General features: G+C 52.2%; 12 protein-coding genes. 8 read left to right on the forward strand and 4 right to left on the reverse strand.

The window, feature by feature from the left end; translation table 11 throughout:
* Positions 1 to 54: 54 nt before the first annotated feature.
* Positions 55 to 336 carry a YxcD family protein gene (locus IEX98_RS27150; RefSeq protein ID WP_042161942.1) on the reverse strand — a complete coding sequence of 94 codons (282 nt, stop codon included), beginning with the start codon at positions 334 to 336 and terminating at the stop codon, positions 55 to 57.
* The gene (locus IEX98_RS27155) at positions 336 to 770 is read right to left on the reverse strand and encodes a hypothetical protein (protein WP_188892826.1); all 435 of its coding nucleotides are present in this window, start codon (positions 768 to 770) and stop codon (positions 336 to 338) included. The genes IEX98_RS27150 and IEX98_RS27155 overlap by 1 nt, the downstream gene beginning before the upstream one ends.
* A 153-nt stretch (positions 771 to 923) precedes the next feature.
* On the opposite strand from IEX98_RS27155, the gene IEX98_RS27160 reads away from it, so the two are divergent.
* Positions 924 to 1,463 (forward strand): DUF309 domain-containing protein, encoded by a 540-nt coding sequence (locus tag IEX98_RS27160; RefSeq protein ID WP_188892827.1) that lies wholly within the window; start codon positions 924 to 926, stop codon positions 1,461 to 1,463.
* Positions 1,464 to 1,498: 35 nt separating this feature from the next.
* Here IEX98_RS27160 and IEX98_RS27165 read toward each other — a convergent pair whose 3' ends face one another.
* Both IEX98_RS27165 and IEX98_RS27170 read right to left on the reverse strand, forming a co-directional pair.
* Positions 1,499 to 2,071, reverse strand: a complete 573-nt coding sequence (locus tag IEX98_RS27165; RefSeq protein ID WP_188892828.1) for a beta-class carbonic anhydrase — start codon at positions 2,069 to 2,071, stop codon at positions 1,499 to 1,501.
* Positions 2,072 to 2,105: 34 nt separating this feature from the next.
* Positions 2,106 to 2,426, reverse strand: coding sequence for an iron-sulfur cluster biosynthesis family protein (locus tag IEX98_RS27170; RefSeq protein ID WP_188892829.1), 321 nt, complete (start codon positions 2,424 to 2,426; stop codon positions 2,106 to 2,108).
* A gap of 139 nt (positions 2,427 to 2,565) precedes the next feature.
* On the opposite strand from IEX98_RS27170, the gene IEX98_RS27175 reads away from it, so the two are divergent.
* The 7 genes from IEX98_RS27175 to IEX98_RS27205 all read left to right on the forward strand — a co-directional run bounded on the left by IEX98_RS27175 (position 2,566) and on the right by IEX98_RS27205 (position 11,047).
* Positions 2,566 to 4,080 carry a carboxypeptidase M32 gene (locus IEX98_RS27175; protein ID WP_188892830.1) on the forward strand — a complete coding sequence of 505 codons (1,515 nt, stop codon included), beginning with the start codon at positions 2,566 to 2,568 and terminating at the stop codon, positions 4,078 to 4,080.
* A 940-nt stretch (positions 4,081 to 5,020) separates the two neighbouring features.
* On the forward strand, positions 5,021 to 6,058 hold the full coding sequence (locus IEX98_RS27180; protein ID WP_374705390.1) for an ABC transporter substrate-binding protein: 1,038 nt from the start codon (positions 5,021 to 5,023) through the stop codon (positions 6,056 to 6,058).
* 21 nt (positions 6,059 to 6,079) lie between these two features.
* Positions 6,080 to 6,883 (forward strand): ABC transporter ATP-binding protein, encoded by an 804-nt coding sequence (locus IEX98_RS27185; RefSeq protein WP_229692421.1) that lies wholly within the window; start codon positions 6,080 to 6,082, stop codon positions 6,881 to 6,883.
* Positions 6,876 to 7,739, forward strand: a complete 864-nt coding sequence (locus IEX98_RS27190; protein WP_188892831.1) for an ABC transporter permease — start codon at positions 6,876 to 6,878, stop codon at positions 7,737 to 7,739. Before IEX98_RS27185 ends, IEX98_RS27190 begins: the two co-directional genes overlap by 8 nt.
* A gap of 69 nt (positions 7,740 to 7,808) precedes the next feature.
* The gene (locus IEX98_RS27195) at positions 7,809 to 8,777 is read left to right on the forward strand and encodes an aromatic acid exporter family protein (protein WP_188892832.1); all 969 of its coding nucleotides are present in this window, start codon (positions 7,809 to 7,811) and stop codon (positions 8,775 to 8,777) included.
* Positions 8,778 to 8,884: 107 nt separating this feature from the next.
* On the forward strand, positions 8,885 to 9,454 hold the full coding sequence (locus IEX98_RS27200; RefSeq protein ID WP_188892833.1) for an outer spore coat protein CotE: 570 nt from the start codon (positions 8,885 to 8,887) through the stop codon (positions 9,452 to 9,454).
* A gap of 138 nt (positions 9,455 to 9,592) precedes the next feature.
* Positions 9,593 to 11,047 carry a putative amidoligase domain-containing protein gene (locus tag IEX98_RS27205; protein ID WP_188892834.1) on the forward strand — a complete coding sequence of 485 codons (1,455 nt, stop codon included), beginning with the start codon at positions 9,593 to 9,595 and terminating at the stop codon, positions 11,045 to 11,047.
* Positions 11,048 to 11,500: the final 453 nt, after the last annotated feature.

Here is an 11,500-nt window from a genome sequence, read left to right on the forward strand (position 1 = left end):
CGCCGGATGAAACGGCTGCTAGCGAATGCCCTCTTTTACACGTATGAAGAATGGTTATTCCGTAATGTCGGCAAAAAATTCTTCGTCCGCATCCAGCTTAATGTTGGAGCGGAATACGCGCTGATTGTACTCCGTATACATATACTGCTCAATCGCTTCCAACAGGTTGGATTCGATCAAGTATTGGCTTCTTCCATTGACCCATACTTCTGCGGTAAAGCCGTACTGCTCTTCCCATGAAAGCTGAACTTCCACGTCCTGAGGCTTTACGCCTTTACGCTCCGCCATATGAAGACAGACGGCATTAATAATCTCATCTGTGTAAATCCGAGTCATTAATAAGGTCCTCGCGGGTTAGGCGTTCTTTTGTTGCGGATATACTTAAATGCAGCCACGATAACCATAATGATGGCAGCTATTGCAAGCAAGTTAACCAAGAATCCGAGCATTTGGCCAAATGCGCCTGTACCAAACATTCCGCCAAACAACATGCCAGCCAAACCGCCGACAAGCATACCCTTCATGAAGCTTCCGCCGAAACCGGATGATTTTGTAGCAGCTCCTGCACCAGCAGCTCCACCTGTTTTAGTACCTGGGTTGGACTGGCTTACGCCACTGCCTTGATCCGTCTTCTTAGGGGTTTGCGTGAAGCTTTGCTTTGGTGATTTCATTCCGCCGCCGCCACCGCGTTTTGCCGCATCTGCAACTTGTCCAAAACCAAGCGTCAGAAACAACGTCATAGCCAGCATTAAAACTAACCCTTTCTTCATTGCTATTCTCCTCCTAGATCTCTGTGTAGTGGATTCATTGCTATCATATACATTTACGGCTATTATTAACGGAGGTTTCAAATTTTTTTTAACTTTAATAGTTAGTATGCTATTCATTTAAAAATTTAATCATTTTGCAGGGGGGAGAGCGGTATGGAAAAGCGCTATCCGGACGCTTACTTGCACTATTTAATGGAATATCATGCGACTCGCGACTTTTTCGAATGCCATGAGCTGCTAGAGGAATATTGGAAGGAGCATCCCGGTGATTCGAGAGCAGAATTATGGGTGGGTTTGATCCAATTGGCAGTCGGTCATTATCATTTGCGCAGAGGCAACTATAACGGCGCCCGCAAAATCTATGCAAATGCGTTGTACAGATTAAATCCGCCTGCACTCAGAGAGCTTGGAATTGACGGGGATAAGCTGCTGCATGCACTCACGCTTAGACAAGAGAATCTTGTAGCGGGGGAGTTAGTTGGCTACAAGGAAATGGATTTTGACCTCATCGATCCGCTGCTTGAGGCGGAAATGCAGAAGCGCTGTGAGGCGGCGGGATTGCAGTGGGGGAAAATAGAAGGCATCGAAGCCGCTATTATTCACCGTCATAAGCTTCGCGATCGCAGCGATATCGTTGCCGCAAGAGCAGCAGCGGCAGAATTGAAAAAGAAGAGCCGCCCTGGCGCAGTATAGCGCAAAGGCGGCTCTTCAATTTTTATAGAAGCAGATTATGCTTTAAGGGATTTGTAACCATCGACAATTAGATCCAGCTCACCGGTCTCAGGGTTAATCGCCAGGCCGTGTACAGGAACGTTTGCCGGCAATAACGGGTGATTCCGTACGATGCCCACGCTTTTCTCCACGCTTTCTTTGACGTTGTCAAAGCCAGTCAGCCAGCGCATCAGGTTTAGGCCGGAGTTACGGAGCGTTTCGATCGTATCTTCAGAAATGCCGCGTTCAACCATGTGGCCAACGACAACCTCCGGATCAAGACCAGTCATGCCGCAATCGTGGTGACCGATGACAAATACCTCGTCCGCTTTCAGCTCATAGACAGCGACCAGCACGCTTCGCATCAGGTTGCCGAATGGCTGCGTGATGATGGCGCCTGCGTTTTTAATAATTTTGGAGTCGCCGTTTTTCAAGTTCATTGCTTTTGGAAGAAGCTCGGTCAAGCGAGTGTCCATACACGTAACGATAACCATTTTGCGATCCGGAAATTTGGTCGTCAAATATTGCTCGTATTCTTTTTTCTCCACAAAGTTGTTGTTGTACTCCAAAATTTGCTCCAATTTATTCATTTCCAGTTCCTCCTTAGGCTGTAGCACTATGGCGTTAGTTTTTCACAAAACGCAGATCAAGCGTGTAAATCTGATTGTCGCTTTTCAAACTGAGGCTATCCCGATCCGCATTGTAATCGATTCGCATTTGCGGCTCAAAAAAAACCTCATGACGAGGTTCGAATAGGAACGGTAAAGGATCGCCTTCGGCCAGTTTGTCATCAACCGTCGATTCTTTCACAAGCTGAAGGGCAGGCACGCCGCTCATCACGCAGCCGCAGCCTTCCGTATCATGCAGCAACTTCAACTGCCGGCTGCCGTCGGCTATGTATGGAGTCAGAAAATCGACTGCTGCAGGTGTGAATGAAATATGCATGGATAATACCTCGCTTTCCTTGCCGCTTCGCCCATTTCGATGTAACGGCTAAGGTTGATTATACGTTTTGTTAACGGTAAGATCAAGATAGGCAACCCTGCAATTTCTTCAACTCCAAAATGGAAAGGCGGCTTGTAAAATGACCGTACATAACGAGAAAACGCTTCCTTTGTTTATGGAAACGAATCGCAAAGTAAAAAGCTATGAGGAAGCGCTGGGCGTGCTGTATTGGGACTTGCGTACAGGCGCTCCGCGCAAAGGAATGGACACCCGTTCCGAATCGATCGGCGCGTTGTCCGGCGACATGTTCAAATTGTCTACTTCGCCTGAACTGGGCGAATATTTGGCAACGCTGGAAGAGCCGCAAAACTTCGAGAGCTTGTCCGAAATCGAGCAGCGGCTAGTGACGGAAACGCGCAAGGATTATGACCGCAGCGTCAAGATCCCGCAAAAGCTTTACCAAGAGTATGTCGTGTTAGCCGCACAAACTGAGAATAAGTGGGAAGAGGCGAAAGCAAACAACGACTTCGCTGGCTTCCAGCCTTATCTGGAAAAGGTTATCGGCTATCAGCAGCAATTCATTGACCTATGGGGAGCGAAGGACACTCGTTACGACACGCTGCTCGATCAATATGAGCCCGGCATGACGACGAAGGAGCTGGACCGCGTATTTGGCGGACTCCGTGAGCAGCTTGTGCCATTGGCGGCGGCCATTGCGGCTTCTCCGCATCAGCCGGATACATCCTTCCTGCAGCAAAATTACGATAAAGAAGCGCAAAAGGCGTATAGCAAGTTTATTTTGAACGAAATGGGCTATGATTTTGACGCGGGACGGCTTGACGAGAGTGTCCATCCGTTTGCAACCGGACTTAATCCCGGCGATGTGCGTATTACGACGCGGTACTTGGTGGATGATGTGACGAGCGCTTTGTTCGGCACCATCCATGAAGGCGGACACGCGCTATATGAGCAAAATATAATGCCGGAGCTCATTGGTACGACGCTGTGCTCAGGAACCTCGATGGGCATTCATGAATCGCAATCCCGTTTCTGGGAAAATGTAATCGGCCGCAGCAAACCGTTCTGGGAACGGTATTACGGCGATTTGCAGCAGAAATTCCCGGGACAGCTAAACGTTCCCGTGGAGCAATTTTACCGCGGTATAAACGTTGTGCAGCCTTCGCTCATCCGGATTGAAGCTGATGAGCTGACTTACAACCTGCACATTATTATCCGCTACGAGATTGAGAAGCTGATCTTCAACGAAGGGGCGAAAGCTTCTGACCTTCCGGCAATCTGGAACGACAAGTACCGGGAGTACCTCGGTATTACGCCGCCAAATGATGCAGAGGGCGTGCTGCAGGACGTACACTGGTCCGGCGGCATGTTCGGTTACTTCCCGTCTTACTCGCTAGGTAATATGTATGCTGCACAAATCGCCGATACGATGGAACGCGAGCTGCCAGATTTTTGGGGCAATGTTGGGCGCGGTGAGCTGCACCCGATCAAAAACTGGCTGTCGGAGCGGATTTACAAATATGGCAAGCTGAGAACGCCGTCCGAGCTTATTCAGAACATTACCGGCAAGCCGCTTGATCCACAGCATTTGGTTCATTATCTGGAGCGGAAATATAAAGATATTTATAAGCTGTAAATGTAGAAGAGTGGGACGTAGGTGCGAGAGCACTACGATAAGTGAAATAACAAAGGCTATTGCGACAAAGGTGATCTGAGATCAGCTTTGACGCGGTAGCCTTTTTTTCGTTGCTGTGAAAGATACTGCTTCTTCTAATGTGTTGTAAATGTGCTGTAGGAGGATAGGTAAATAGTTTCTTTGGGATCTCTGGGGGGATGCAGCAGAGTTGGCTGGCCCGGGGTGGGATAGTGAAGCAGGTTCGCTATATTGCGAATTGAATTTCGCTATATGGGCCGCCGCAATTAAATTAGCCCGCTCAAGTTGATATAACGAAGCGTGTTCGCTAAATTGCGAATTGAATTTCGCTATAAGGACAGCAGCAATTAAATTGGGCCCGCCCAAGTTGATATAGCGAAGCAGGTTCGTTATATTGCGAACCAAATTTCGTTCTGCGAGCAGTTCTAGCAAGCTATTAAACTTTTAGCGAAGCTATTTTCGCTTTTGGAGAACCAAAGTTCACGGATAGCGAAACTAGCTTCGTTGCAGCAGAGAAGTCGCCACTTTTGAGCGTGTACAAAGAACTTTGCTTCGCTAAATTGCGAAGCAGGTTCGTTGGAACGTACGCTGACGTGTTAGGGGAAAGTGGGCCGTATGAGGCGCACGTGCAAGCATCCTCGAGCCAGTAATTAGTGTGTTGAAGAGCTGAACAACGAGCAACAGATGAGCATCGTTCAGAGTTTTGATGCAAATGGTGCGAGTGCGTCCGACTGCAGGCGTATTTCGAGAAGTAAATAGTGTGTTTGAGAACGAGCATTAAGCAGCGTAGGCGTATTTTCTGAGCATGAGCAAATGGTGTGAACCACGCAGAGTGCGAACATCCGAGCACGCAAGTCCCCGCGTCAGCCTCATGTCAATTCACCGCCGGGCGTTTCGCTGCATAGGCTGGAGTACTAACGACATGCGAAGAAAAACGGGAGGAATCGACATGGGCAAACGGGTGTGGATGGCGCTGCTGCTCTCTGTCGTGCTGCTGACCACGGCAGCGCTGGCAGGCTGCGGGAACGGCAGCTCGGAGAAGACGAAGGTGACCATTGGGGAAGTGACGCGGTCACTATTTTATGCGCCGCAATACGTAGCATTGGCAAAAGGATTTTTCAAGGATGAAGGGCTCGATGTGGAACTGACGACGACGGCGGGCGGCGATAAAACGATGACGGCATTGCTGTCGGGCGTAATCGATGTCGCGCTGGTCGGCTCGGAAACTTCAATTTATGTCTATCAGCAAGGTGCGGATGACCCGGTCATCAACTTTGCACAATTGACGCAGACGGATGGCACATTCCTGGTGGCGCGCAATGCGGACGATGCGTTTGACTGGAATAAGCTGAAGGGAAATGTTTTCCTCGGCCAAAGAAAAGGCGGCATGCCGCAAATGGCCGGTGAATTCGCGCTCAAAAAACACGGCATCGATCCTCATAACGATCTGGAGCTGATCCAGAACATTGATTTTGCCAACATATCCGCTGCATATGCGTCAGGCACAGGCGAGTATGTACAGCTGTTTGAACCAACGGCTTCAATCTTTGAAAAAGAGGGCAAAGGCCACGTCGTCGCATCATTTGGTGTGGAAAGCGGACATTTGCCATACACCGTATTTATGACGAAGCAAAGCTTTATTAAGAAAAACAAAACGACAGTACAGAAATTTACGAATGCCGTGCACAAAGCACAGCTTTGGGTAGCGGAAAATGATGCTGCGACCATTGCGGATGCCGTACTTCCTTACTTTGACAACGTTGACCGCGATATTCTGATCAGCTCCATCGATCGCTACAAACAGCAAGGCTCTTATGCATCGGATCCAATCATTGATGAAGCAGAATGGAATAATCTGCTGGACGTCATGACGACAGCCGGAGAGCTGAAAGCACGCACGGAGCATAAAGCGATCGTTGACAATACGTTTGCGGAGAAGGCAATCGAATCCGTCAAATAATCCGATATCGGAGGGAGAACAATGGCTGACGATCATCGAATGCTGGAGCTGATAGGCGTGTCCCATGTATATGTCAACGATAAAGGGGCTTCGCTTGCCGTTGAACAACTCGATATCGCCGTGCATCGCGGGGAATTCGTCAGCCTTGTCGGCCCAAGCGGCTGCGGCAAGACGACGATTCTAAGCATGCTCGCTGGTTTGATCCCGCCGACGAGAGGGCAAGTATTGCTTGGCGGGGATGCCGTTTCGGGTCCGTCGACGAAGGTTGGCTATATGCTTCAGCAGGATTTTTTGTTCCCGTGGCGCACGATCCGTGACAACGCCGCGATTGGTTTGGAAATAACCGGCCGGAAAACGCCCGAGGCGCTGCGAAGGGTCGATGAACTGCTTGCCGAGCTGGGGCTGCCAGGTTCCGGCAGCCGCTACCCGCATGAACTGTCCGGCGGTATGCGCCAGCGGGTCGCACTAGCACGCACGCTTGCGACGGAGCCGGACATCTTGCTGCTCGACGAACCGTTCTCCGCGCTTGATCTTCATATTAAGCTGCAGCTTGAGGATCTCGTGCAGCAGACGCTGCGCCGGCTTGGCAAGACGGCTATGCTCGTCACGCATGATTTGGCGGAGGCTGCTGCGATGAGTGATCGTGTGATCGTGCTCGCCGCCAACCCCGGCCGAATTGTTGCAGAGCATGTCATGCCGGATGAGCTGCGGTCGGCATCGCCCATGGACGCCCGCAGACTTGCCGGCTTTCAGAGCATATTCGACCAGCTGTGGGCGGAGCTTGAGGCAGCTGAGGGAGCGGAAGGGGGCGATGCAGATGAATAAAGAGCAGGAAGAACTGAAAGCCGAAGTTTCCGGCATCCAGGAAGACCGGGTCAATTGGATGGAAGACCTGCATCTCCGGTTCAAAAAACGGGCACAGCGGCTGACAGCAGCTGTAGGCGTCACACAAATTGCCATCCTCTTATTGTTCATTGCGCTCTGGGAAGCGGCAGGCCGGCTTAAATGGGTCGATCCGCTGCTGTTCAGCTATCCCTCCAAGCTGTTTACTCAAATATGGACGACGATGGCGGACGGTTCGCTTTGGCCGCATATCGGCATGACGGTATCGGAGACAGCGCTGGGCTTTGCGCTTGGGACGCTACTTGGCACGGCGCTTGCCGCTGCGCTGTGGTGGTTTCCTTTTTTATCACGCGTGTTCGATCCTTATTTGGTCGTGCTCAACAGCTTGCCGAAGGTCGCGCTTGGCCCGCTCTTTATCGTGCTGCTAGGCCCCGGCTTTGTGTCTATTGTAGCGGTGACGCTTTCGGTCACGGTCATCATTACGACGATAAATATATATAATCAATTTCGCGAAATCGAAGCAGGGTTTATCAAGGTCGTCCGGCTGTTCGGAGCGAGCAGGGCGCAGTTGTTCCGGCTCGTTATTTTACCCGCGTCCTTTCCGGTCATCATCTCGGCGTTGAAGGTCAATGTCGGGCTTGCGTGGGTCGGGGTAATCGTCGGTGAGTTTCTCGTGGCGAAGCTGGGTCTCGGCTACTTGATTATTTACGGCTTCCAAGTATTCAATTTCACGCTGGTTTTGTCCAGTTTGGTCGTTATTGCAGCTGTGGCGACGGTCATGTATCAACTGGTCGCTATTCTGGAGCGAAAGTTGACGGATGGCTGGCGGGAACGGTAGGATTAAGACGTGAATGGCGCTGTGCGCCTAACGACTTTTGAAAATTCTACCACTACAAAGAGGTTATATATGGGTATTCGAATTATTAAAACCGCCTTAGCGACGATTGCGGCGATTTATACAGCTGTGTATTTCGGACTGGAGCCGCCGCTCGGGGCAGGCATTCTTGCTATTCTCGGCGTCGAAGTGAGCCGGTTGAAGGGATTAAAAAGCGCCCTCGTCCGGTTTGTCGCTTCGGTGCTGGGACTTTTTTTCGCCTCGTTCATCTTTACGGTGTTCGGCTTTCATATCTGGGCGGTGGCTTTGTTTATACTGCTGACGTTTCCGGTGCTTTCCCGTTTTCAATTGAAGGACGGAATTGTGACGAGCGCGGTCATCGTCTTCCATTTGTTCGGAAGAGCAGAGGTTAGCGTCGATATCATCAGCAACGAGATTATGCTGCTGTTCGCCGGCCTTGGCTGGGCGACGATCATTAATTTAATCTATATGCCGAAGGACAAGCATCTTCTTCAAGGCTTGAAGGAAACGGTCGAGCATAAATTTGACGTTATTTTCACCGAAATGGCGTTAACGCTGCGGGACCCCTCTCATATATGGAACGGAAGCGAGCTGCTGGAGGCGCATAATGCGATTGAAGAAGGGGCGCGCCGCTCTGTGCTTAATCGGGATAACCGGCTGTGGGGGCAGGAGCTTTATTGGTTGAATTATTTCGAGATGCGGAGCCAGCAGCTTGAGCTCATTCAGCAAATGCTGGTGGATTTGGCGATGGTCTATGAGCGGTGGCCGCAGAACGACCACATTGCCGAGCTGATGGAGCAGTTGTCTGAGGATGTGAAATCGGAAGTTTATACCGGCTTGACGGAGAAGCGGATGGTGGAGCTTTCCCAGCAATTCAAAGCAATGGATCTGCCGCGTACACGGGAGGAATTTGAAGTGCGTGCCGCATTGCTCAAACTGATGCATGAGCTGAAACGCTATTTGGAAGTCGCAAAAAGACTTAAAAAAAGAAAAGTTATTTTAGAACGAGCAGAGTCATAGAATAAAGAGGGAAAAAATTCGTTGCGGCGCGGGAAAAGAAACAGTCACCCTAGACGAATGTCCTGCATACACTTTAAATGAATGATTGTATGGAGGAGGTTAAATCGATGACTATTGCAGATAAACAGCTTCAAGCTAGAGAAATAATAACGAAAGCTGTCTGCGGCAAAGGTCGTAAGTTTTCCACTGTAACCCATACCGTAACGCCGCCTCATCATCCGACCAGCATTCTGGGCGCATGGATAATCAACCATCAATATGAAGCGGTTCGATCGGGCGACGGCATTGAGGTGATCGGTACTTACGATATCAACATTTGGTATTCGTACAGCAAAAACTCCCAAACAGACGTAGCAAAAGAATCCGTACATTACGTTGAGCACATTCCTTTGTCTTATGTAGACCCGCGGCATCGGACTTCAACGGAGGAAGTTTCGGCCGAGGCACTTCAAGAGCCGAACTGCATCGAAGCTAACATTTCGAGCAGCGGCTCCGGTGTGGTCATTCGCGTTGAACGCGAATTCGCGGTGGAAATGATTGCAGAGACGAAAGTGTTTGTTGCCGTTTTTCCAGGCGGTGCGGACGGTCTGGATGGCAAGGATCTCGACTTCAACTTGGGCGATGGCGACGGGGATTACGAGGATTTGGACCCGGATCTGCTGGACGACGAGCTGTAACTCGTGCCTTCAAGCTTTACTGTATCTTATGCTGCGTGAGCGGCAGATTCGAGGGCGAAAGCCCTCTTTTTTTTGAAAAAAATAGACGATTGGCATCACCAGGTTCGAATGGAAGCTTAGGCAAAGAAGGTGGCGGCATTGACTGCGACATGGGTCTGGGATGGCGATGATGACCGGCTGGAGCGGATAGACAAGGCTGCACCGCCGCTGTCGACTGCAGCTATAAGGATCTACGGCACATATCAGGACGTAGCGGAGGGCGACGCGGTAATCGTGTTGTCAACGGTGAAAAAGATTGCTTTGGGTCGTATGCCAGGCGCTGTGCTAGTCAATGAAGGCGCAGCGACGGCCGCTGCGATGTCCGCCGCGGAGAAGGAGCGGCGCTGGCGGCGCACGGGACTAGTGCGCGCGGTACAGGAGGACGAGCGCTTATACCGCGTCGTCTTGTTTCAGCTGGAGCCGATCGAGCTGATGCGATTGGATCGGCAGGGGCGGCCCTTGGGCGGCGGCGAAGGCAGTCCGCAGCGCCCGGAGGGCCGTGTGTTGGCAGGGGCTGGCCGAGCAGCTTCGGCTGCGCAATGGCCGGCAGACCCGGTAATGCGGCGCGTCGTCCGGGCGGCGACGAGCGGGCTGTATGTGCTTGGCCTCGACATCGGAGAGGCCGATGTTGCACTAGGAGCGGACGGGAGGGCGACTGTCCGAGCGGCAAGGGCACTGGGCAAAGCCGAGCTGACGCGGCGCTGGCCGGATGCGCTGGCGAGCTATGCCGCTGGTCATGAAGCGGCTGCACGCTATGATTCCGATCATCGGACCCTATTAATTGGAGCCGATCCCGAATTTGTGCTCATCCGGCAGGACGGGCGGGTCGCACCGGCCTCGCGGTTTCTGGGCGAGGGAACAGGGGGAGCTGCGGGAAGCGATGCTTTGCTTGTCGGGCGGCGTATCGTCTATCCCGTTGCGGAGCTCCGCCCGGAGCCTGCCGCGGATCCCGCAGCGCTGCTTGAGCATGTCAGACAGCTGCTGCGCCGCGCTGCCACTCGCATTAACGATCCTTCGCTTCGCTGGGCCGCTGGCGCGATGCCTGTGCCGGGGCTGGCGCTCGGCGGGCATATCCATCTCAGCGGCATACCGGTATCGAGCCGGCTGCTGCGGCTGCTCGACAGCTATGTGGCATTCCCGCTTGCGCTTGTGGAAGACCCCGCTGGCCGCGGCCGAAGGCCCCGCTACGGCTCACTGGGCGATTTCCGCCTGCAGCCGCATGGCGGATTCGAATACCGCACGCTGCCGAGCTGGCTGGTCTCGCCGGCCGCGGCCAAAGCCGCTTTCGCGCTGGCGCTCCTGTGCGCCCGCGAAGCGCAGACGCTTTCGTACATACCGGCTCTTGACGAGCGGTATGTCGAAGCCTTCTATGCCGGCGATCGGGCGGAGCTCGCCGGCTGCCTGGACGAAGTTGCCGCTGCTGCTGCGGCAACGCCAAGCTATGCCGCGCTGGCGCCTTTCATCGAGCCTCTGCTCGATGCGGCGCGGCGCGGCGTCACCTGGGATGAGCGGGCCGACATCCGGCTCAAATGGCGAATCCCGCTGCGGCGCTGAGCTGTTGCCACGCCGTCGCCGCGAAGCTCACGACGTAAATAATGCCGGGCAAGTGATGCCCGGCATTATTTACGTTGTCCGAGAAGGAGCAGTAGGGCGCAGGAAGTTCACTGTTGTTTGAAACCAAGTTTCTCCCACCGCGAAGTTTTCTTCGCAGAAGCATTTGTCGCGCCATCATCCAACAGTGAGTGTATAGCAACCATTGCCTCACCCTTTAGCGAAACAGGTTCGATAAAGAGCCTGCTTCCCGAATCAAAATGCAAATCTGCATTTTGTTAGCCGTGTTTTCGCCCATTTCTCGCATCAAAATGCAAAAGTGCAGGTTGATTCGCCCGAAATGCCCCAAATGGGCGAAATTGACTGATTTCAAATGCACTTTGCAACTAGAATAAACAGTGGACACTCGTTAAGTGTAGAAAGAAAATAACATTAACGAGGAGAGGTGTTTGGCAT

Origin of the sequence: Paenibacillus radicis (ex Gao et al. 2016), from assembly GCF_014641555.1 — a bacterium.
GTDB lineage: Bacteria > Bacillota > Bacilli > Paenibacillales > Paenibacillaceae > Pristimantibacillus > Pristimantibacillus radicis.